This is a genomic window from Streptomyces sp. NPDC104106, assembly GCF_055584345.1.
The window spans coordinates 21,823-43,010 of sequence record NZ_JBVJMF010000029.1 but is presented as its reverse complement, the minus strand read 5'-3'; the positions used below and the strand labels follow the sequence as shown (position 1 = coordinate 43,010).

Below are 21,188 nucleotides of genomic sequence, written 5' to 3'. Positions count from 1 at the left end.
GGCGGCCGTGGGGCGGTCACAGGTCTCGCAGCTCCTCCACCGCGGGGCGTTTGGCGCGCCGGATTCCGTTCAGGGCTGCGGCCAGTACGGCTGCCAGCGCGGCGACTGCGGTGAGGGCCAGGTAGGAGCCGGGGACGGCGAGGCTCGCGGGTGGTGGGTCGAAGACGCCGGTCAGTACCTTGACCAGCATTTCGGACAGGGCCCAGCCGATGAGTGCGCCCCCGGCCAGCCCGCCGGTGATCAGCAGGAGGGCTTCGGTGAGGACCATGCCGCGCAGCTGATGGTTCTTGGCGCCGAGGACGGTGGCGATGGCGAAGGTGCGGCGGCGTTCGGCCAGACCGAGGGCGAGGACGAGGCCGCCGGCTCCGGCGGCCAGCAGGACGGCGAAGGCGAGTTCGATGCGGGTCAGTCCGGCCAGGTCGACGGAGGTCAGGCTGGTGCCGACGGTGCCCCGGGCCTGGGTGAGGTCGGTGACGGTGGCGCTGGTGCCGAGCTGGTGGCGCAGCTGTGCGGCGATCTGCTTCTGGTGGGTGCCGCCGGTGTCCAGGAGGAAGGCGCCGACCGCGTCGCTGCCGGTGGTCTTGGCGATGTAGGAGGCGTTGGCGACGAAGAAGCTGTCCTTGGGCGCGGTGGGGAACTCCTTGACGATGCCCGCGTAGTGGAACGGGACGGTGTGCAGCGTCTTGGTGCGGGCGTCCTGGATGCGCAGGTTGACGGTGTCGCCGGGGGAGAGCTGGAAGTCGTTGACTGTCTCGGCGCTGACCAGCAGGTCGTCGGGTCGCTGGGCGAGCTGGTGCATCAGCTGGGCTGCGGTGCCGCCCGAGAAGTAGGCGTCCTGCAGGGAGGTGGCCTGCGTGATGGTGCCCGGGCGGACGCCGTAGAGGTCCTGCAGGTCGGAGCCGACGTAGGCGAAGCGGTGCTGGAGCGGCTCGACGTGCCGCACGCCGCCGATCTTCAGGGTGCTGGCGGCGCTGGGCGGGATGGGTGCGCCGGGGGGTCGGGTGACGGTGACGTCAGCGCCGTTGGTCAGCCGGGCGTCGACCTCGGCCTGCTGCTTGTAGGTGGAGTTGAACACGGCGGTCGAGATGGCGAAGGACACGGCGAGGGCGAGGAGGACCACCGAGCGGGCGAGTGGACGTCGGCGTCGGGAGAGAACGGCGGCCGTGGTCCCGGCGAGTGAGGCGGTCAGGGGGCGGGCCAGGCGGGCCAGGACGGGGCGGCCGTGGGTGAGGGCGAGAAGGGTGAGGCGCCACAGCAGCAGGGCGGCGCCGATCCACAGCAGGGCCGGGCCGAGGAAGGCCCAGTACGACACCGAGATGCTGGGGACACCCTCGGGGGCCAGGACGAGGGCGTACTGGTTGCCGGAGGAGGCGCGGAAGACCAGCCAGGAGCCGATCAGGAGGGCGAAGTCCAGGCCGTACCGCATCCACCACGGGTTCCTCGTGCTGCGAGGGCCGGACTCCTTGCGGGTTTCCGCGACGGTCACCGTACGCAGGTCACGCAGGGCCGGGACGAGGACGGCTCCTGCGGCCACGGCGGCGCCGAGGACGAAGGCGAGGGCGTACCAGAGGGCCCAGGTACCCGCGCCCGCTCCGAAGGAGGTGGCGCCGAAGGCGAGGCGGCCGGTCAGCGCGGCGATGCCGACGCCGGCCAGGCCGCCGGCGACGGCGATCAGGGCCGCTTCCAGCCCGGCGAGGGCGGTGATCTGGCGGGGGCGCAGGCCGCGCAGCCGCAGCAGGCCCTGCTCCTGGCGGCGCCGTTCACCGCCGGCGGAGGCGACCGCTGCGGTCAGGGCGGCGGCCAAGACCGCGCCGGGGACGCCGAGGAAGAGGAAGAGGATCTGGGCGTAAAGGGCGTCCTGGCGGGCGGAGTCGAGGGCGGCGCCGACGTTGTTGCCGACGAGCGCGGCACCGGATGAGCGGGCTTCGAGGTTGTGGGCGGCTCGGGTGATGGTGGTGAACGCGGCGGCCGGGTCGGAGGGCAGCCGGCTGTCGTCGCGGGCGACGTGGATCTGGGTGGTGACGCCGGTGGCGCCCCGGGTGAGGGAGGCGAACTGCGCGGCGGGCAGCAGGACGACGTTGTCCGGGGGCGCGGTCGGCTGGGACTGGGCGGGGGCGCCGACGGTCTGGAAGAGTGAGTCGGCCTGGGGCAGGTCGATTACGCCGTCGATCTTCACCTGGCGTATGCCGGCGCCGGGGAGGCGAACGCTGATCGTGTCGCCGGGGGCGGCGTGCAGGTTGGAGGCGGTCTGCTGGGCCAGCAGGACTCCGTCGGAGGAGCCGGAGAGGGTGCGGATCTCGCCGGGGAATTGGCTGCGGTAGCCGTCGGGCAGGCCGAGGGCCATACCGGGACCGGTGGTCTGGGTGCTGCCCTGGACCTGGGCGGTGAAGCCGGAGGTGTGGGCGAAGCCGACCGGCAGGGCGGCGCGGGTCCCGGGCGTCTTGCGGATGAGTGACCGCACCGTGTTCGTATCGGCGCCAGGCTGGACTTGGACCTGCCAGTCCACGGCGACCGAGCGCACGGCGCGCTGGGTCATGGTCGCTTTAGACGCGGTGAGGAAGGAGCCGAGGGCGGCGATGAGAGCGACCGCGAGGGCGATCCCGGTCAGTGCGGCCAGCAGCCGTCCTGCCCGGTGCTGGGTCAGCCCGCGCGCCCAGGCGGTGATCATGACGTCTCCTCAGGTTCGAGCAGGCGGCCGTCGCGCATGCTGCGCTGGACGGTGAGCCGGGCAGCGACGGCCGGGTCGTGGGTGGTGACCACGAGGGCCGCGCCCGTACGGTCGGCCGCCGCCAGCAGCGCGTCCAGGACGCGGGTGCCGCTGGCGTGGTCGAGGCGCCCGGTGGGCTCGTCGGCGAGAATCAGCCGTGGGCCTTGGGCCAGGACCCGGGCGGCTGCCGCGCGCTGGGCCTGTCCGCCGGAGATCTCCTCGGGCAGCCGGTCCGCCAGGTCGGCAGCGTCCACCAGGGCGAGCGCCGCGAGAGCCGCCTGCCGGGTCTCTTGCTCCGGCCGGCCAGCGAGGACCAGCGGCAGGGCCGCGTTCTCCACCACGTTCAGGGCCGGGATCAGGCTGTCGCCCTGGAAGACCAGGCCGATGTCGTACGGCCCCAGGGAGGCGGCCCGCCGCACCGTGCCCCTGGTGGGCTGTTCGAGCCCGGCAAGCAGGTGCAGCAGCGAACTCTTGCCCGACCCGGAGGGGCCGACGACGGCGAGCCGATCGCCGGACCCGATCTCCAGGTTGGCACCATGTACGGCCACGACCGCCTGTGTGCCCCTGCCGAAGGTGAGAGCCGCGTCGGCGCAGGCCACAAGCACCTCATCCTGTGACATCAGGCGCCTCCTGCGACACGGGATAGCCCGCCGGAGCAGATGTGCCGGTGGCCCTGCCGTCCTCGAGCGCGATCACCCGGTCCGCGCTCCGGACGACTTCCGCACTGTGCGTCACGATCAGCACCGCGCACCCCTGTGCGGCCCGCTCCCGCAGCATGGCGAGGACCACCCGCTCGGTCTCTCCGTCGAGTTCGCCGGTCGGTTCGTCGGCCAGCAGGACAGCGGGCGCATTGGCCAGCGCCACGGCCAGCCCCGCCCGGGCCAGCTCGCCACCGGACAGCTGCCGGGGCAGCGCATGCGCCCGTTCGCCGAGTCCCACCTGGGCCAGCAGCTCCCTGGCCGAGGTGACGGGTTTGCGGGCCGCGGCGCGCTGCGGCAGGCGGACGTTGTCCCGCACGCTCAAATGGGGCAGGAGATTGCGGGTCTGCAGCAGCACGCCGATGTGCCGGGCGCGCAGCCGTGCCCGCTCGGTCTCGGGCCGGTGGCTGATGCGTACCCCGTCCACGCGGACCTCGCCGCCGGAGGGCTCGTCGAGCCCGGCCAGACAGGCCAGCAGGGTGGACTTGCCGGATCCCGACGGTCCCACGACCGCCACCGTCTCGCCCCGCCCGACCCGCAGGGACACCCCGCGCAGGGCGAGCGTCTCCTCCTCGCCGGCCCGGTAGAAGCGGTACAGCTCACGGGCGGCCAGCACAGGCTCTGACGGCATGGTGCTCACCGCCAGGCGAAGGAGTCGCTGATGGTGCGCCACGGGTCGACGTTGTCGGCGTTGACCGGGCCGGACAGGGTCAGGTCGACCTCGTGGCCCGCCTTGTAGAAGGCGTACCGCTCGAACGCGTCGCGCACGACCTTGCCGGTGACAGGGTCCTTCGCCGAGTCACCCTGATAGGTCAGCAGGACGACGCGGCCGGCGTGCCGGGACACCTCCGACACCTTTGGCGCGGCGAACTTCGGGACCTCGGCGCGCAGCTGCGGTACGACCGTGTTGGTGACCGAGGAGACCGTGGGTGCGGTGGACGCGGAGATCGCCGTGATCCTCACGGTGTTCAACTTGTCCGTGAACATGGTGACGCCACCCTTCTCGCTGCGGGCCCAGCCCTCGGGCACCTTCACGGTGAAGCCGGTGAAGGACCCGCCGGTCGGCTGGTAGGCGACGTACGCCTGATTGTCCGGGATGTCACCGGGCGGGTTCGACTCGGTGGGTGCCGCGTTGTTCTGCGGGTTTGCGCCGCTCGGCGAGGAAGCCGGCGGCCTCGACGTCGTCGAACCGGAACCGGAGTGCGAGCCGGAGCCGGAACAGCCCGCGGTCACCGCCGCGACGAGTACCAGTCCGGCGGCCGCGGACGTCCTTGCGTATGCTGCCATCACCACTGCCCTCCAGAAGGTTCCCGGCCGGACGGTCATGGCACTCACGTTAGGAAGCGGCGGGTTAACGCCGCCCTCGCCGAGGGTTAGACGACGGCAAAAGCCGGTGCCTCATCCCGTCCCGGATGGTGGGCGGCCCGCATGATGAGGGCACGAGACAGCGTGTGGTGCGGGTGGCCCTGACCACCGTCCTGGTCGCCCGCGTCCTCCTCGCCCCCCTCTGCGCCGCTTCCCGACCATTTCCGAGTCGCCAGGCGGACGATCCTGGGCAAACCTGGAGGGGCACGACGGGCCTTGTGGGGCGTATGCGCCACAGGGGGAAATTCGTCGACCAACGGGAGCCCATCCATGCGTGCCACTGTCCGCAGCCGCTGTGTCCGTGCGCTCGCCGCAGCCCGCCCGGTCAGCCGCGCTGGTATCGGCCGGATCGGCGGAGCCTTCGCGGTCGGCAGCGCGCCGATGCCGACGCTGGGCGCCACGCACAGCAAGACGCCGATGGCGACCGACGCGGTGTGCGCGCGGTGACCATCAGGGAGCTGCTGAGCTGATGCATCCCACGCCGATCGCCCGCCTGCTGATCACCGGCGCCGCGCTCGCCGGCTGCAGCAGTGCGATCCCCCACAAGGGCGGGTCCCTCCCCTCCAAAGCCCCCCTCAACCCCGTTCAGCAGCAGAAGATCCGGGGTCTGAGGGGCAGATCGCCATGTGCGTACGGCACCTACGCCCTCGGCCATCGGCTAACGGGCGCGGTCCTGGTCGCCCTCTGGGCCGCGGTGCCGCACTCGGCCGTCCTCTCTCCCCGGCCTACACCGAGCCACTGCGCACTCGCTGCGCAGGCGATGACCAGGCCGAGGCCGCTGCCGCAGGTATCGCGGGAGCGTGCAGGTACGAGGGACGGCCCCGGTAGCCGGTGCCGATCCGTGGTACGGCGACCTGCGGCCTTCGGAAAACAGCACGGTCGCGAGGCTGCCCGGGACGTCGCAGATGGTGTGCTACCCGGTGGGCCGAGTGTCCTGGAGCGGCGGCATCAGGGGTCAGGGGCCTCTCGGGAGCGTTCGGACCGCAGCCGGCCTGGCAGAGCCCGCCGAGAGAGGGCTGAGAGCCGTCATCGGCCACCGTAACGCGAGGGACATGTCTCAGGAGGGGCGGGGCAGGTCGCATCATGAAGGGCATGAGACAGCGCGTGGTGCGAGTCGCCCTGATCACCGCGTTGGTCGCCGTGGTGCTGCTCGCCGTTCCCCTGGGGCTGGCCGTCAGGTCCTCCCTGTACGCCGGACAGCGCGACACCCTGGAACGCGCGGCCCTGGCCGCCGCGGTACGGGTGAGCCCGGACTACGTGGCAGGTGATCCGGTGGAACTCCCCCACGCGCCGGCCGGGGGGCACATCGGCCTGTACGACCCGCAGCAGCGGCTGCGGGCGGGCAACGGCCCCGGGACGGGGGACGCTCTGGTCGGTCGCGCCCTCGCAGGGCAGGTGATTCGCGGACGCTCGGGCGGCGATCTGGTCGCCGCTGTACCGGTCTCCCACGCCGAGCGGGTGATCGGCGTGGTCCGGGTGTCCTCGCCCGCCGACGCGGTAGGGGACCGGGTGCTGGCCGCTTGGGCGGCGCTGTCGGGCGTGACCGTCGTCGCGGTGGCCGTCGCCGTCCTCGTGGCCCGCCGTCAGGCCCGGGTGCTGGCCGCACCGCTGGAGGATCTCTCGTGTCACTGCCGCGCCGTCGCCGAAGGCGACCTGAACGCCCGCGCGGCCCCCAGCAGGGTCCCCGAGATCGATCAGGTCGCCCGCACGCACAATGAGATGCTGCACAGTCTCTCCGAGCTTCTGCGTCACGAGAGGGACTTCACCTCCAACGCCTCCCACCAGCTGCGCACACCCTTGACCGGGCTGCAGCTCACCCTGGAGGCGGGCCTGGAGCAGCGCGATGACGCCCGGCTGCGCCCCATTGTCGAGGAGGCGCTGGCGACCACCCGCCGACTCCACGACACCGTGGAAGAGGTGCTGCGTCTGTCGCGCTCCCGGAGCCTGCTCCGGCCGGCTCCCGCCGACCTGTCCGTGGAAGACCTGCTGAGGGCGTCGGAGGAACGCTGGCACGGTGTCTTCGCCGGCGACGGCAGACGCCTGGAGTACGTCTGCGGCGACGGTCCGGGAGACGTCGCAGTCCCCGGCGGCCCCGTGACCGAGATCCTCGACGTTCTGCTGGACAACGCCCGCACCCACGGACACGGCACGGTACGCCTCACGGTGCGCGACCTCGACGACGCCCTGGCCTTTGACCTCGCCGACGAGGGCGAGGTACGCGGTGACACCGCGAGGCTGTTCGAGCGCGGGCACACCGGCAGCGGCCAAGGCACCGGCATCGGCCTTGCCCTGGCCCGCGACCTGGCCGCCTCGCTCGGCGGGCGGCTGTCGTTGACCAGCAGCGCACCGGCCACCTTCACCCTGCTCGTCCCGGTGCAGAGGGGCGGTACGGAAGCCGGGGAGCCGTAGTGAGGTGCCCCGCCGCAACCTCGCACTGCGGGGGGACGGCGGTCCGTTACCGGGGCGGGGTGAGCGGTGCGCTGATCCCCACGGTCGTCCCGGGCCTGGCAGCTCCCCGGCATTTTGGCGTGGCTGGGGAGCCGGTCGGCTGCCCTTGAGGCGTGAGTCGAAGGGGCTCTGGATCACCGCCGTCCGCCTCGTTGTCCAGGGACGGCGGTGCCCTGTTGCGCGCGGGGATCACATGATGCCGGCTGGCCGTGCCGGGAGTCGGCTCCGTACGGGCTTTCCGGAACGCTTCCTGCGGAACGGCTTGCGGCACCACTCTGATCGGCGCAATGAGAGGTACAAAGAGGACGTCCATGCAAAACGTGTATGGCGTACGGGCCCCCACCGACCCGATGCCCCAGGAGTACCGTGCCAGCCCGCCGTCCCGTGAGCACCGCCCTCGCCGTGGCCGCCGTCGCCCTGCTGTCGGCGACAGTCGTGGCCTGCGGGGACGCCGGCGGTCTGCGGGGCGCGGGGGCGACCGCGCCCGCCGTCAGCCCGGCCAGGCTCTGGCCCGAACTGCGCCCGGCATCCAGTCCCGCCTACCGCTACTCCCCGGCCATCAGGGCGGTCGTCAAGGGGATCACGGTGCCCGGCGACGACATCCGCAAGGTGGACCCGCTGGACGTGGTGCAGGCCGAGATCAAGGCGCATCCGGACGACTACGGCTCCAAGGGGCCGTATCACGCGACCGTGGACCGGCTGAAGGACTGCCGGCCCGCCGGCGACCGGGCGCTGTGCCCGCTGCTGACGCCGTACTACCGGGACCTCACCGGCGACGGCCGGGACGACATGACGCTCGGCTTCCGGCTGTACCCGACCAACCAGATGGCCGTACGGGTCTACACCGTCGAAAAGCACAAGCTGGTGCAGGTCTTGTCCGACAACAACGCGATCATCAGCGTGGAGCTGGCCGGCCGGTCGCTGATCGAGCGCTCACCGGCCAACATCTCCGGATACGAGTACCGCACCACCTGGGTGTGGGACCCCGGGCAGCGGGCGATGGCGTTCTCCCGCGACGAGTACCTGCACACCGGTAACGGCCGGCACGCCAAGTCGCCCTCACCGACGCCGTCGGCCGCGCCCGTCGGGTAGGGGTGCCCCCGTGAGCCGAGGACAAGGCAAGACCCAGCGCGCCGCCCGCGACCTGCTCGCCTTCGCGAACCGTCGAACCGTGGCCGGCGTTCATGTCAGCCATCGGGCTCGCGCTCTACGTCTACCGTGCCGAGTCACTGTGCGCCAGCCACTTGGACACTTGCGCCGTGTCTGCCGCATGTCGCCCGCGGTGCAACGTGGTCAGCGACGGTGCGTCTGCAGGCGGAGACTGCCGAGCGGCACGCAGGACCAGCTCGCGATGGACCGCCCGCACGTTCCCCTTCCACAGTGCCAGCAGTCCACGGACTTCGGGCGTGATCGTGGACGTCGCGCCGGCCCGGGGCGGGGCGCCAGGGCTGGCGGCCGCGGCCTCATCGCTTTCCGCCGCGGCCAGCCATCGCCATACCGTGCGCTCCGCCACCCCCCAGCGCGTCCGCAGCCACCCGTACATGGCCCGATGTCAGCTTCTTCCCCGCCCGCAGGGCGAGCAGCCGCCGCACCGCCGGGCCGCGTAGTGCCGTCCTCGATGCCGCGGGCAATCCGCCGCTTGCCCGGACGGCGTCACCGTCCTCCATGTCAGTTCCCCCTCGCACGGTGGGACGTCGTGTGCGTGCCGGGTGCCGGGCGCGTGCGATGGCCTTCCCGTCTCTTGCAGGAGCGCTTGGTTCACAACGGCGGCGCGACCCTCCTGAACAGCCGCCCCAGCAAAGCCCGGTCGACGGCCGCGTCAGCGGTAGTGAGCAGCACGTTCTGCAGGTACGCAGTCAAAGCGGCCCACGTGCGGAACGTGCCGTGCCCGCACGACTGGTCGATCCACCTCAGGTCCGTGGCCGGGACGGTGCGCCACACCGGATGGAAGCCGGTCACCACGGTCGCCACTTCCGCCGCGGCCAGGCGCGGAACCTCCTGCCACGCGCCGACCCGCGATGCCAGCTGCGGCAGCCGGGCCAGCGCCCGCTCGCTGCCCGCCCCGCACAGCACCAGCGTGATCCGCGTGCCGGGATGGTCCCACAGGCTCTGCAGGTACTCCAGGCACGGCACAGGCAGGCGCTGCGCCTCGTCGACCACCAGCACCCGCGACTCGCCCAGAGCCTTAGCGACCACGGCGTCGGCCCGCGCGGACGTGTGCGGGAAACGGCCCGGCAGCGCCAGAGCGTCGAACACCGCCCGCCTCATGCCGGCCACCGACGGGCGCACCGGCACCGGCACCCACGTCACCTTCCAGCCCACGGGCACTTCATGGAGCGCCATGCGCACGGCCGCGGTCTTGCCCCGGCCCGGGTCGCCGAACACACACACCGCGCCCTGAACCGCCATCGCCTGCCCGACCGCCTCGGCCACCGCGCGCACCGAGGACGTCCGTACCAGCCGCGCTCCCGCCGGCAACGCCACACCCGCCATCGCACCGCCCTCCCCCGACGGCAGGATCACGAACGCCGCCACCGGCGCGGGGTGCGGCGGCCGTCGCACAGCCGTCTTCGCCACGGCGCCCCCACCCGGTCCGGCCAGGGCAAGGTCAGCCAGTGCCCGCCGCGTTTGCTGCTCTTCCCGCTCCCGCCGCACCACCGCGCGGTCCGGCAGGACCCTGCCGGCCTGAAGGTCCCGGCGCACCACCCGGTACAACGACGCCAGCGACGGCACCTCTCCCCCGGCATCCTTCATGTGCCGGTGCAGCACCGACACGTTCCCGCCCGCCTGCGCCAGTGCCTCCCACGCCTGGTCGGACAACTCCAGCCGGACCCGCGGCCTGCGCTCCACACGGCCCTCCGTTCGCGCCGCCTCCAGCCAGCGCCACACCGTCCGCACATTCACCCCGCCGACCTGCGCGCCCGCACGCACATGCGCCGTCGTCAACGCCCCGGCCGCATCGAGCTGGAGCAGCCGCGCAAACAGCACTGGCCTGGACACCCTCAACCCCGCCGTGACCTCACCCCACACGCCAGGCTCCCCCACCCCACACCCTTCCGACGCGCAAAACCGACACCGACCACCGTGCCGCTGCCCAGTCCTCGAAGGATCAGAAGTGCCGTTCCCATGACAGTGGAACAGAGAAGGGTGTACCGCCCCATGACAGCGGCGCCCGCCACACAGACCACCCCATGTCAGTGACCTGATCCCCCGAACACGCCACCAACACAACCTGACATACCATCACCGACACTCACTCACTGATACCAAACCGGCACATCGCACACAGACGGCCCGTCTCGTCCTGCAGGGTCTGGCGGTGGCTGTCCTCGTCGCTCCATTCCACGCAGTCGGCCCACGCGGCGGCAGTCAGGGCTACCGGGACCGTAAAGCCCGCTGCCCGGGCCAGCTCGGCCGGGGCGGCCACCAGGACCCCGTCGGCAAGGGCCCGGGAACGTGTGTAGGCGTGGATGACGTCGGCTTCACCGCCGAACAGCTCTGTCAGGACGTCGGCGTGGGCGGGCGGCTCCTCGGGGGTCCAACGCATGGCGACCTCGCCGACGCCGTCGTAGTCGGACGCCCCAGGGACAAGAGAGTTGGACATGGCGTGCTCGGGACGCTCTCGTGGGTTCGTGCCGGCGGGGGCGGCACGCGTCGTATCAGCCCCCGGCTCTTATAAAACCGCACGCCTCGCATAGGCCGGCCGCGCCGCCGCGCCCGGCGCCCTGCAAGACACCGCGCCCGCCGCTGGGGCATGGGCACAGATCCCACCTGCGGCACCCGGCGTATTCCGCATCCGGCCGCTGGCCTTCGAAGCGACCGCCTCCTACCTACAGCACCTCGCCGACGCCTACCAGTTCACGCTGCGGGCCTCACCGGTCCCAGGCCCGGCCCCCACTGCATGACCTGCGGCACGCCGCGGCCAAGCGCATGGACCGAGCAGTACCTCGACCCCGCCGACGAGGGTTAGAAATGCGCCAAGTTAGAACGATTTGCCCATCCAATGCGCCCGGAGACACTGCGGCGGGAAGACTGTGGCTGAAGCCTGGGGCCGCACAGGGCGTCCCGGCCTGAAGGGGGAATTGCGATGCAGCGTGCTCGTCTCGGAGTCTTAACCAGCATTACCGCTCTCGCGATCGGAGCCCTGGCTGCTCCGGCAGCACAGGCGTCTACCGCCAGCGTCGCCGCGGAGCGAAACTACCTGGCTGGAGTCTGCGGACCTAACAACTCCGGCGCGTACGACATGGCGAATGTCGGGGGATGGAATCAGTACAACCAGTGGGTACACACTCCGAACTTCTGGCTTGACGGCGGATCGCAGTTGTGCGGTATCCAAGAACACTGGTGGTTCAAGCCCCACCAAACTCTGGAGATCAACGTCAGGGACGCCGGTGACGGGACGTGGTATCGCTTCTTCCGGAAGTTCGACAACTGCAGCACAGAAGGAGGGTGGAAGGACCGTCGATGGTGCACCGTTTAGTGACGGCCCTACGCTCTCAATAACCACCCGGCACCTGGCACCGCCGGCGCGTCCTGAGCCGCAGTGGATCGGCTGCGGGCCTTCTGCAAGGTCCGCAGCCCACCGGGTCGAGCCATCAGCGTGACGCGTACTCGATGTGGCCATCCGTGATCAAGCGGTGCTTCGCGCCGGCCCGGCCCGGTCTGCCCAGACCTCGCGGGGCCACTTTCACGGATTGAGGTCCAGTACGCGGACCGGCTCGCCGATCCATCGGCCGGGTGCCGTCGTGGCGATGATCGCTCCGTCGGGGCGGTCCGGAGTGGGCTGAGCAGCGTACTGGCAGTGTGCCGCGGCCCAGGTGTTCTGCTGGACCACGGCGAGGGCGGCGGGCAGGTCCAGGTCCAGGACAGTGATGCCGGGCAGCGCGGCCAGGTGCTCGGCCGTCCCGGGCCGGGCGTGGTCGGCTTCGACCAGCGCGCACGCCGGGGCGTAGAGGTACCAGCCGGTCTCCGCGTGGGCGCGGTGGATTAACCGGGAGGCGAGGACGTTGCCACGGCCGGCGGCGGCCATCGCGGTGTCGTCCAGGACGATGTGCATGGCGTCGCTCACCGGGCGGCCGCCCGGGCGAGTCGGCGGTCCAGCTCGCTGTCGAGGTCCTGCTCCTCAGCAGGGCTGGGGGCGTAGCCGGTCCACTCCTTCAGGGCGGCGCGCGCCTGCTCGGCCCGCTCGGCCCGCTCGGCTGGGGTGAGCAGGGACTCGGCGAGGCGGGCCAGGTAGGCACGTAGCGACAGGCCCTCGGCGGCCGCCAGGGCGGCGAGCCGGTCCCGGGCCTCCTCGGGGATACGAACGTTGGCGTCAGCCATCAGCAGACTCCTCTCGGCACACCAGGGTACGGGTACGTACCCGTAATCACGCCATGGCGGTCACGGAGGATGGCCGAGCCAAGGAATACCCCAAGCGCGGACCAGGCAGACGGGACTAACCTGTGGGGCTCGGAAAGTCATCGCTGCAGGTGGGGTCGTGTGCAAGGCCCAGGCTGGTGGTTGAGATGCTGCAGTGGTGATCGTCTCGATGGTGTACCGGATCACCCGCGCGTTGCTATCCGTGCCGGGCGTCCTGTTGCGCCGCAACACGGCCAAGGACGCCGAACTGCTGGTGCTACGGCACGAGAATGCTGTGCTGCGACGGCAACTTGGGGGCTCGGTCCGTTACGAGCCCGCGGACCGGTTCTGGTTGGCTGCGCTGTCGTCGCTGATACCGCGCTGCGACTGGAGGCGTGTCTTCCCGGTCACCCCGGGGACGCTGCTGGCGTGGCACCGCAGGGTGATCGCCAAGCAGTGGGACAACTCCGCCCGACGCCGCTGCACCGGCCGTCCACCGACGGCGGCCGTGCTCAAGAAGCTGGTCCTGCGTTTGGCACGTGAGAACCCGCGGTGGGGCCACCGGCGGATCCAGGGCGAGCTGGCCCGGTTGGGACATCCGATCGCGCCGTCCACGGTCTGGCAGATCATGCACGCAGCCGGCATCGACCCGGCTCCGCGTCGCACCGGCCCGAGCTGGCGCGAATTCCTGACCACCCAGGCCGAGGGGATCATCGCGGCGGACTTCTTCCACGTCGACACCATCACTGGCAGGCGGCTGTACGCGCTGGCGTTCCTGGAACACGGCACCCGCAAGCTCCACGTCACCGGCGTTACCGCCCATCCCACCGCGCAATGGGCGACCCAGCAGGCCCGCAACCTCACCACCGACCTCGGCAGCCGCGTCGAGTCGCTTCGCTTCGTGCTCCGTGACCGCGACAGCAAGTACACCGACCCCTTCGACGCCGTCTTCAAGTCCGAAGGCCTGCAGGTGCTGCTCAGCGCGCCCCAGGCGCCGCGCATGAACGCCCACTGCGAGCGCGTCATCGGCACAATCCGACGCGAAGCGCTCGACCACGTTCTGATCATGAACGAGGCCCACGCCCGACGCGTCCTCGCGGAGTACCAGGAGCACTACAACCGACACCGGCCACACAGATCACGAGACCAACGGCCACCCCAAGGCCCGGATAGGGAGCCGGTCCTGCCCGAGGGTGCGCCGTACAACCTCCTGCGCACCCGCATCCTCGGCGGAGTCATCAACCAGTACCAGTACGTGGCTTGACCTGCAGCGATGACTTTTCGAGCCCGACAGGATACCACCCGCCCGGCTTCAAGCAGCAGATACGCCAGAAGCGCGCGAGGCTTCGGGCCGCCCAAGGGCAGTCGTCGACCGTCATGCCACGCTTCAACAGGACCGAGTAAGCGAAAATCCACGCGTCCCCCTGTGCGTCCCCGTGCCCCAATCGCCGGGGCTGGGCAACAGCGAGACGAGCGTAACCAAGCTTTCCAATACCCCGTGAGGGGTCATCCGGCCGGTGAGTGCAGCATCGCCTTGCGCTGCTGGGCCACCTCGCTGTCGGTGTCCACGGGGTGCTCGGCGCGGTCCAGAACGCAGGCAGCTGGGCGGGCAGCCCCAACCACGGCGGAGCGCTGCTCCCCGAAGCGCCTCCGCGAGCTCCGGAGTCGATATGGTCCTGGCGGACCCACTTGCGCCTTGGCCATCACCATGGTGATCGCGGCCGACTCCGGATAGTCGCTGTGGACCTCGGCGACCATTCGGACCATGCGCTTGCGCAGCTCAGGGGATAGGAGGAGGGAGGTGCCATGGCTCCGATCGTTACACGGAATCGAGTCTCCAGTCGGACGAGGGCGGTTCGCTACGAGGCTGGGCAGGGGGGCTGGTAGTCGGCGTTCGGGATGTATTTGGACCACTGGGGCCGCGTAATGATGTCGCCGATGCTCAGGCAGAGCTGCCGAACGGCAGCGTCAGGATCGGTGTTCCACACATCCACCGTGCGGCTGGTGCTGGCGAGGAGCGGTTTTCCTTGCGTGCTGTAGGAGAGCTCTCCGCCGCCGAGGGACATGCCGTTGTAGGCGATTCCTGCACGGAAGACGGGTGTGTCCGTGTCGGTGACATCCCACAGTTCGATATGTCCGTTGACCTGTCCGGTGTAGGTGTGGAGGTTGCCGGAGCTGGTCAATGCCAGTGTCCGGCCGTCGGGAGTGAAGGCGATTCCGCTGCCCGAGCCGACCGTGCGCACTACGACGGGGTCGCGTTGGAGCTGGTCGTGGTCCACGTGCCACAGGCGGGTGGTGCCGGCGCTGTCCGTGACGGCGAGCAGCTTGCCATCGGGGCGGAATGCCGACTGGGAGACCACGGATCCGGGTGTGAGGCGGCGAGTCGGTTGTGCGACGGGATGGTGCGGGTCGGAAACGTTCCACAGCAGCAGTGTGTCGGCCGTGTTGCCGGCCAGTAGGTGGCCGTGGGGCGCGAACGCGAGATGGAAGACGTTGCCGGGCATTGAAGCGATCTGACGTGGGTGGGACGGATCAGTGACGTCGAACAGCTTGACCGTCGGTGGTGCCGGTTGCTGGGTGTTGGACAAGTTGTCGGTGGCGGCCAGTACGCGGCCGTCCGGACTGTAGGCCAGGGCTCCGACGGCGTTGGCGAAGCTGCTGACGGTGGCGAGGGGAGCCGAGCGGGGGTGCTGGGTGCTGCGCAGGTGAAGGACGATTCGGTCTCGGTCCAGGTCGCTGGTGGCAAGGATGCTGCCGTCGGGGCTGAACGCGGCGGCCGCCGCTCCGATGGTGCCGCTTCCGGGCAGGTCGGCCAGTTTGCGGTGTCCTCCCGGGCCGGTCAGGTCCCACAGCGCGCCGTCGCTCGCGCCCTGCACCACCATCAGCCGCCGGGGACCGCCACTGAATTGCGTGGCCACCACGAAGCCCGACGGTGATTCGCCGAAGGTGGACGCCGCGCCAAGCTGGGGCGCGTTGTCGACATCCCACAGGTGGACTCCCCGCGTCGTGGCGTGCAGCAGCTGATTGCCGTGCGGGCCGAAGATCGCGGTCCCGCCTCCGGCGACATCCGGTTCCGGCTCCTCCAGGTCGTTCACTTCCTGGATGCGTGAGGGGTTGCCAACCTCCCACAGAAACAGCTGGTTCCTGCATTCGGTGGCCAGCGTCTTGCCGTCGGGGCTGAACGCGCTTGACACCAGACCGTTGCGGCAATCGGCCAGACTGTCGTCCTTCGCCGTGAGGAGTGCGGGATGGGCGAGGTTGCGCACGTTCCAAAGTCGCAGTCCGTTGGCGTCGCCGTCCCCAGGCGCCGCCAGGACGTCGCCGTCCGGGCGGAATGCCACCCTGCGCATGGGTGTGCCTGACAGGTCCTGGCCGAGCGGAGCACCATCGAGCACGGATGCGAGGGCGGGCCGAGACGGGTCGGAGAAGGTCCAGAGGCGGACGTGGTGGTCGTCGGCGGAACTGGCCAGTGCCTTACCGGACGAGGAGAAGGCGAGCGAGTCCACCTGGGCGGTGTGCCCGGTCAGGTCTCGCAGAGGGTGCGGGGCGTCAGGGTTGCTCATGTCCCACAGGTGAATGGCACCGGTGACCGTCCCGAGTGCGAGCAGGCGGTTGTCGGGGCTGAAGGCCAACGAGGTGATACCGGTGGACTCGCGTGGGGGTACAGGGACTGCCACGGGCCGTGTGGGGTGAGTGACGTTCCATAGACCGATGGTGGCCCGGCGCGGGCCGTTGTTGGTCGCGGACGCCGCGAGCAGCCGCCCGTTCGGGCTCATCGCGACCGAGCCGGTACCGGGGAGCCCGATGCGGCCCTTGGAGTGACCGTTCACGTCCCACAGGGCGATCCCGAGACCGGTGGACAAGGCGAGCGTGCCACCATCACGGCTCTGCGCGATGTCGAAGACCGTCTCCTGGCCGTCGTAGACGCCGGGGGTTTCCAGGTTCGCCAGCAGCGGCGCCGTATTCCTCTCGGGATCCATCCGGTAGGCGGCAATGCTCAGCTGTTTGGCCAGTCCCGGATCGGTGTCGCGCAGTCGGTCGGCTTCCGCGGCGACAAGTCGGGCCACGGCGTGAGTGCGTTGGGTCGCCGCCTGCCCCTGGTACACGGCAGCCAACGCGCCCCCGCTGACGGCTAGAAGGCACAGCACGACCAAGGTCGCGAGCACGGCGGTGCGACGTCGGGCCGTGCGCTGCTCGGCTCGCCGGGACTCTTCAAGGAATGCCGCCAGGCGCGGGTCCGTGTCGGAGACCGCGCGACTGGCGTTGTCAGCGCTGGCTTGTGCTGCCGCCAACCGGGTTCCCCGGTACAGCAGGGACGGGTCCCGGTCGGCATGCGCCCAGGCGTCGGCGTCGGTGGCTATCTGCTGCCGGGCTCGCAGCCAGTCACGGTCGGCGTCCAGCCACTGGCGCAGCAACGGCCAGGCGCGCAACAGGGCGTCATGGCTAATGCGCACTGTGTGCTTGTCCAGGACCAGTAGCCGGGCCTCGGCGAATCGGTGCAGGGCCTGTTCTGCCGTGTGGGGGTCGGGCAGCCCGTCGAGCAGGGCAGTCCGGTCGGCCGGTCGGGCGGTGTCCACGGTGTCGTCGCCAATCCGCACCAGGCGCGGCAGCATGCGGCGAACAGCGTTCCTGCCGGCTTCGTCGAGCTTGGCGTACGTCTCGTCAGCGGTGTTGGCGATGGCTCCGGTGATCCCGCCGCTGTTCCGGTACCCGGCGATAGTCAGCCGGGTACCGCTGCGCTGTCGCCAGGTGGCCCACAGGGTGTGGGAGAGCAGCGGAAGTGTTCCGGCTTGCGGGCCGGGCAGGTGGGCTGCCCCCAGCTCATGCAGCAGGAGGTCGACCAGACCGTCGTCCAGGCTCAGCCCGGCGATTGCCGCAGGCTGTTCGATGGCATCGCGCAGCTCCTCCAGGCGCATGGGGGCGGCCAGTACCTGGTTGTCCCGCAGCGCAGCCGCCAGCTCCGGAACTGCCTGAGCCTCACCGTAGAAGTCGGCGCGCAGCGCCATCACCACAAGGGCGCCGCGCCCCGGCCCCGACTTGGCGACCGAGGTGAGTGCTTCCAGGAATGCTGCTCTTTCCCGTTCGCTGTGGCACACGGTGAGCAGTTCCTCCAGCTGGTCCACAACCAGCATGAGCCGGCCTTCCGGCTGACCCTCCAGAAGCGATGCGACCAGCGCCACGGCCAAGGCCGGGTCTGCCAGCAGGCTCTGACTTCCCGCGACGCCGTCCGGGTGCAGCGCGGCGGCCAGGCTTCGCACGGGGTGCTCACCGGGGGTGAGCACAGCCCAGGGCCAGCCGCTCGATCCGGGCAGCTGCGGGACTCCGCGGCGCAGCTCAGCCAGGAGCCCAGCGTGGAGAAGTGACGTCTTGCCGGACCCTGAAGGCCCCACCACGACGAGGGGTCGTCCGTTCCTCACGGACTCCGCAGATGCGGCCACCACCTCCGACACGAGCCGGACCCGGCCGTGGAACAGCTCCGCGTCGTCCACCGTGAACGATTCCAGTCCCAGGTACGGGCAAGGACCAGGAGCCGGATCGGGCTCTTCCTCCTCCAGCCCCGTCACCGCTACCTGGGCCGGATTCACCGCGATGACCAGGTCCCCTGACCGATCGCCGACCTGGCGTCGGGGTAGGGGCCCGCCCCTGGCACGCAACGCTCGGAACAGGTAGTCGTAGACGGCATCCAGCGTCAGCAGGCGCGGTCCGCGCGGATCGCCCTCGTCGAGGAGTCTGATCAGCTCGCCGGAGAACACCGTATGGAGCGCGTCCTCCGGAGCCAGGGCGAGTTGCTCCGCAGACCCCATCAGATACATCCCGTGCGCCGCGGGCAGCGCCAACGAAGAGGGCGGCGTCCGGCCTGCCAGCTGGGCCCGACCGGAGAAACAGCAGTCCAGCACGACGATGACGCACGAAGCACGGCAGACGGTCAATGCCTCCCGCACCGCGGACAGCGACAGCGCCTGGTGGGCGGCCAGACCCGGAGTGAGACGATCGGTGCTGCTCGCCGCCAGATACAACGTCTCCGAGGGCCCGATGAGACCGTGTCCGACGTAGTAGAGCAGCAAGGCGGTCTCGGCTTGCCGGGCCTCTTCTGCGATGGCCGTGGCCATCTCCTGCGCCGTACCCGGATCAATGATCGTGCGTACTTGGCCTGTAGGGACACCGCACGTGGCCACCAGGCGCTCTCGCAGGGCTTCCACTGTCCGAGCGACCGCCGGCACCGAGGTGAGAGTCGGCCCGGCGTGTGTGGCGGTGCCGATCAGCAGGACGCGAACGCCCGAGCCTGACAGGCCTGTCATGACAAGCTGCTGCGATCGTCCGAGCCCTCGAGCCCGGCGCCACTCAGCATTCCAGCCACGTCATCCATACACGTCCTGAGTTCGCCGACGCTTAGCAACTGCAGTCGCTTTGCGGAGAGCTCGATACAGGCCCCATCAGGCCGCGTGACCTTCACGACCACCTCACTGCGCCGGTGCCGGATCCAGGAGACCAGGGCGGTGGCAAGCGCGGTGGCCGCCCCGCCCGGTCCCAGCGCCACCAGCAGGCCATCGACAACGGGACCCAACGTGCCAGCGGCAGGGTGGCTCTCCAGCAGATCGGTCCGGCCGCGCAACTCGTCGACGTCGGTCAGCCAGGCAAGAAGCGACCGTAACTCGTCCGCCCCGTCTACGCCTTCAGCAGTGAGCCGCACATCCATGGCCTCGTGACTCCACGCAGTAGATCGATCGCGATCCGGACTTGCCAAGATACCCAAGGTCGCCTACTTCTGCGGCTGCTTCGCTATGCCCGCTGGGCGGGGTGGGGTCGGCCTCGTCCTTGACGAGCATAGACAGCAGTGTGGCCACGGTCCTCTCGCTTGGTCCAGTCCTGGTCGAACGCGAGAAGGCCACCGCAGCGAGAACAGCACGCCCTATGCTGCTGGAATGATCAAACCCGTCGAACTCGTCATATTCGACTGCGACAGCGTGCTGGTCGACGGCGAGCGCGGAGGACGAGGAACCCGCGACCCCGAACGCGCTCGCTCCCACCTCCGCGGCCGCCAAGTGGGACCAGTTCATCACCCGCTACCTCTGACCGCCGCCAGTCCCACGTCGGGCTCGGATCCTCCCTCCGGAGGCCCGGGCCCGGCTGCGTGTCTACCGTGGGGCCTTGACCACGCCCTCCGACGATGCAGCCGACCCGGTGCCGGTGCGGGTCGTGCTGCCCGCCGTGTCCACCCCACACCGCCTATCGCCTGGGCTCAGTACGCCCAAAACAGCTGGCTGAATACCTCGAAGCTGTTCAATCCACCGACTAGAGCGTGTCTCTTTGAGAGCTGATCAGTTGATCGGATATGCCTGTCCGGTTAGTGATCACTGATGCGATGTGGGACCGGATCGAGCCGCTGATGCCGGCCGATCCGGTCCGTGGGCGGCGATGGGCCGACCACCGCCGCACGCTGGAGGCCATCGCGTGGAAGTACCGCACCTGCTCGCCCTGGCGCGACCTGCCGGACGAGCTCGGCTCGTTCCAGACCGCTCACAAACGGCTGATCAGGTGGGCCGTGGACGGCACCTGGGAACGGATCCTCGCCGCAGTCCTGGCAGCGGCCGATGACAGCGACGACATCGGCTGGACCGTGGCGGTGGACTCCACCGTCTGCCGAGCCCATCAACATGCCGCCGGAGCCAGGAAAAGGGGGCTTTGGACCGCTCCGAACCAGACGATCACGGTCTCGGACGCTCCCGCGGCGGCCTGAGCACGAAAGTCCATCTCGCCAGCGACAGCTATGCATGGCCCCTGGCCCTGCACGTCACCGCAGGCCAGGCGGGTGACGCACCGGCCTTCGAGGCCGTCATGGCTGGCATCCGCGTTCCGCGGAGCGGACGTGGCAGACCGAGGACGCGTCCTGAGGCCGTCTTGGCGGATCGCGCGTATTCATCCCGCGCGATCCGTGGGCAGCTGCGCTGGCGAGGGATCCGTGCTGTCATTCCGCAGCCGTCCGATCAGGTTGGTCACCGTCTGCGGCGAGGTAGCGCAGGCGGTCGCCCGCCGGCCTTCGACGACGAGGCGTACAAGCAGCGCAACGCGGTCGAGCGATGCATCAACCGGCTCAAGCAGTGGCAGGGTCTAGCCCTGCGGACGGACAAACTCGCCATCACTTACCAGGCCGCACTCCACCTCGCTGCCATCCTTATCTGGGCCCGTAGGTGACCCAGCTCCGCAGCTGAACTGATCACGGTGAACCCACCCGATGGCCCTTGCTTCTGCGCGAAGATCAACCCATGGACGACCTCGTGAAGTTCCTTCGGGACCGCAACATGGAGGACAACCACGCCTATGCCGAGGTGGCCCACCGCTTCGGCGCCGACGCCCTCCTCGACAGCCACCTGCCGATGCTCGACCTGGTCGACATGCTTGCCGGGGACTACCAGGCGATGGACTCGGCGGATTCACGTCACGCAGGGCTCGCGTATGCGCTCAAAGTGCTGGCACAGTCCTACGCCGAGCACTCCCAGTACCGCGAGGAGTGGCGTCCGTAGGCCGACCAAAGAGACATCCCCTAGCCCCCGACTTCGAGGACCGATCTTGGGCACCGTCGTTCTCGTCAGGCTCCACCGCCTGCTGGTGCTGCGGCAGCACATCGCTGG

Annotated in this window: 16 protein-coding genes; 6 read left to right on the top strand and 10 right to left on the bottom strand. The window is 70.2% G+C overall.

Translation table 11 applies throughout. The features are described from left to right. Positions 1–16: 16 nt before the first annotated feature. The 4 genes from ACZ60X_RS40435 to ACZ60X_RS40420 are packed head-to-tail and all read right to left on the bottom strand — an operon-like array spanning position 17 to position 4,692. Entirely contained in the window at positions 17–2,668 is a 2,652-nt protein-coding gene (locus ACZ60X_RS40435) for an FtsX-like permease family protein (protein WP_469610129.1), read from the bottom strand. Beyond that, positions 2,665–3,327 carry an ABC transporter ATP-binding protein gene (locus tag ACZ60X_RS40430; RefSeq protein WP_469610126.1) on the bottom strand — a complete coding sequence of 221 codons (663 nt, stop codon included), beginning with the start codon at positions 3,325–3,327 and terminating at the stop codon, positions 2,665–2,667. Before ACZ60X_RS40430 ends, ACZ60X_RS40435 begins: the two co-directional genes overlap by 4 nt. After that, positions 3,314–4,036: an ABC transporter ATP-binding protein gene (locus ACZ60X_RS40425; protein WP_469610123.1), complete on the bottom strand. Its 723-nt coding sequence runs from the start codon at positions 4,034–4,036 to the stop codon at positions 3,314–3,316. The genes ACZ60X_RS40430 and ACZ60X_RS40425 overlap by 14 nt, the downstream gene beginning before the upstream one ends. A gap of 5 nt (positions 4,037–4,041) precedes the next feature. Continuing rightward, positions 4,042–4,692, bottom strand: coding sequence for a hypothetical protein (locus ACZ60X_RS40420; RefSeq protein WP_469610121.1), 651 nt, complete (start codon positions 4,690–4,692; stop codon positions 4,042–4,044). Positions 4,693–5,040: 348 nt separating this feature from the next. Here ACZ60X_RS40420 and ACZ60X_RS40415 point away from each other — a divergent pair, with 348 nt between their 5' ends. The 3 genes from ACZ60X_RS40415 to ACZ60X_RS40405 all read left to right on the top strand — a co-directional run bounded on the left by ACZ60X_RS40415 (position 5,041) and on the right by ACZ60X_RS40405 (position 8,310). Continuing rightward, positions 5,041–5,217, top strand: a complete 177-nt coding sequence (locus ACZ60X_RS40415; protein WP_469610119.1) for a hypothetical protein — start codon at positions 5,041–5,043, stop codon at positions 5,215–5,217. A 645-nt stretch (positions 5,218–5,862) separates the two neighbouring features. Beyond that, on the top strand, positions 5,863–7,179 hold the full coding sequence (locus tag ACZ60X_RS40410) for a HAMP domain-containing sensor histidine kinase (protein ID WP_469610116.1): 1,317 nt from the start codon (positions 5,863–5,865) through the stop codon (positions 7,177–7,179). Positions 7,180–7,542: 363 nt separating this feature from the next. Further along, positions 7,543–8,310: a hypothetical protein gene (locus ACZ60X_RS40405; RefSeq protein ID WP_469610113.1), complete on the top strand. Its 768-nt coding sequence runs from the start codon at positions 7,543–7,545 to the stop codon at positions 8,308–8,310. 666 nt (positions 8,311–8,976) lie between these two features. Here ACZ60X_RS40405 and ACZ60X_RS40400 read toward each other — a convergent pair. The 4 genes from ACZ60X_RS40400 to ACZ60X_RS40385 all read right to left on the bottom strand — a co-directional run bounded on the left by ACZ60X_RS40400 (position 8,977) and on the right by ACZ60X_RS40385 (position 12,540). Beyond that, entirely contained in the window at positions 8,977–9,993 is a 1,017-nt protein-coding gene (locus ACZ60X_RS40400; RefSeq protein WP_469610110.1) for an AAA family ATPase, read from the bottom strand. Between the two features lie 478 nt (positions 9,994–10,471). Then, positions 10,472–10,822, bottom strand: coding sequence for a DUF6573 family protein (locus tag ACZ60X_RS40395; protein ID WP_469610107.1), 351 nt, complete (start codon positions 10,820–10,822; stop codon positions 10,472–10,474). 1,083 nt (positions 10,823–11,905) lie between these two features. Continuing rightward, entirely contained in the window at positions 11,906–12,274 is a 369-nt protein-coding gene (locus ACZ60X_RS40390; RefSeq protein WP_469610258.1) for a PIN domain-containing protein, read from the bottom strand. A gap of 8 nt (positions 12,275–12,282) precedes the next feature. After that, a complete protein-coding gene (locus ACZ60X_RS40385; protein ID WP_469610104.1) occupies positions 12,283–12,540 on the bottom strand; it encodes a hypothetical protein in 258 nt (85 codons plus the stop codon). Positions 12,541–12,736: 196 nt separating this feature from the next. On the opposite strand from ACZ60X_RS40385, the gene ACZ60X_RS40380 reads away from it, so the two are divergent. Beyond that, positions 12,737–13,822, top strand: coding sequence for an integrase core domain-containing protein (locus tag ACZ60X_RS40380; protein ID WP_469610102.1), 1,086 nt, complete (start codon positions 12,737–12,739; stop codon positions 13,820–13,822). 595 nt (positions 13,823–14,417) lie between these two features. Here the strand turns inward: ACZ60X_RS40380 and ACZ60X_RS40375 are convergent. Together ACZ60X_RS40375 and ACZ60X_RS40370 are read right to left on the bottom strand one after the other, a co-directional pair. Beyond that, a complete protein-coding gene (locus ACZ60X_RS40375; RefSeq protein WP_469610099.1) occupies positions 14,418–18,857 on the bottom strand; it encodes a caspase, EACC1-associated type in 4,440 nt (1,479 codons plus the stop codon). Next, the gene (locus ACZ60X_RS40370) at positions 18,854–19,255 is read right to left on the bottom strand and encodes an effector-associated constant component EACC1 (RefSeq protein WP_469610097.1); all 402 of its coding nucleotides are present in this window, start codon (positions 19,253–19,255) and stop codon (positions 18,854–18,856) included. The genes ACZ60X_RS40375 and ACZ60X_RS40370 overlap by 4 nt, the downstream gene beginning before the upstream one ends. A 636-nt stretch (positions 19,256–19,891) precedes the next feature. On the opposite strand from ACZ60X_RS40370, the gene ACZ60X_RS40365 reads away from it, so the two are divergent. Both ACZ60X_RS40365 and ACZ60X_RS40360 read left to right on the top strand, forming a co-directional pair. Further along, positions 19,892–20,751, top strand: a protein-coding gene (locus tag ACZ60X_RS40365) for an IS5 family transposase (RefSeq protein ID WP_469610094.1) whose coding sequence is annotated in 2 segments (ribosomal slippage) — positions 19,892–20,240 and positions 20,240–20,751 — 861 coding nt in all. Because the reading frame shifts where the segments join, the coding sequence is not laid out codon by codon here. 71 nt (positions 20,752–20,822) lie between these two features. Then, the gene (locus ACZ60X_RS40360) at positions 20,823–21,080 is read left to right on the top strand and encodes a DUF6221 family protein (protein ID WP_469610090.1); all 258 of its coding nucleotides are present in this window, start codon (positions 20,823–20,825) and stop codon (positions 21,078–21,080) included. Positions 21,081–21,188: the final 108 nt, after the last annotated feature.

What these genes read in the sequence shown, in the direction of transcription:
- ACZ60X_RS40385 (WP_469610104.1), bottom strand. Translation starts at nt 12,540, where the DNA reads ATGGCTGACGCCAACGTTCGTATCCCCGAGGAGGCCCGGGACCGGCTC.
- ACZ60X_RS40420 (WP_469610121.1), bottom strand. Translation starts at nt 4,692, where the DNA reads ATGGCAGCATACGCAAGGACGTCCGCGGCCGCCGGACTGGTACTCGTC.
- ACZ60X_RS40360 (WP_469610090.1), top strand. Translation starts at nt 20,823, where the DNA reads ATGGACGACCTCGTGAAGTTCCTTCGGGACCGCAACATGGAGGACAAC.
- ACZ60X_RS40435 (WP_469610129.1), bottom strand. Translation starts at nt 2,668, where the DNA reads ATGATCACCGCCTGGGCGCGCGGGCTGACCCAGCACCGGGCAGGACGG.
- ACZ60X_RS40375 (WP_469610099.1), bottom strand. Translation starts at nt 18,857, where the DNA reads ATGACAGGCCTGTCAGGCTCGGGCGTTCGCGTCCTGCTGATCGGCACC.
- ACZ60X_RS40395 (WP_469610107.1), bottom strand. Translation starts at nt 10,822, where the DNA reads ATGTCCAACTCTCTTGTCCCTGGGGCGTCCGACTACGACGGCGTCGGC.
- ACZ60X_RS40370 (WP_469610097.1), bottom strand. Translation starts at nt 19,255, where the DNA reads ATGGATGTGCGGCTCACTGCTGAAGGCGTAGACGGGGCGGACGAGTTA.
- ACZ60X_RS40405 (WP_469610113.1), top strand. Translation starts at nt 7,543, where the DNA reads ATGGCGTACGGGCCCCCACCGACCCGATGCCCCAGGAGTACCGTGCCA.
- ACZ60X_RS40390 (WP_469610258.1), bottom strand. Translation starts at nt 12,274, where the DNA reads ATGCACATCGTCCTGGACGACACCGCGATGGCCGCCGCCGGCCGTGGC.
- ACZ60X_RS40425 (WP_469610123.1), bottom strand. Translation starts at nt 4,036, where the DNA reads ATGCCGTCAGAGCCTGTGCTGGCCGCCCGTGAGCTGTACCGCTTCTAC.
- ACZ60X_RS40410 (WP_469610116.1), top strand. Translation starts at nt 5,863, where the DNA reads ATGAGACAGCGCGTGGTGCGAGTCGCCCTGATCACCGCGTTGGTCGCC.
- ACZ60X_RS40430 (WP_469610126.1), bottom strand. Translation starts at nt 3,327, where the DNA reads ATGTCACAGGATGAGGTGCTTGTGGCCTGCGCCGACGCGGCTCTCACC.
- ACZ60X_RS40415 (WP_469610119.1), top strand. Translation starts at nt 5,041, where the DNA reads ATGCGTGCCACTGTCCGCAGCCGCTGTGTCCGTGCGCTCGCCGCAGCC.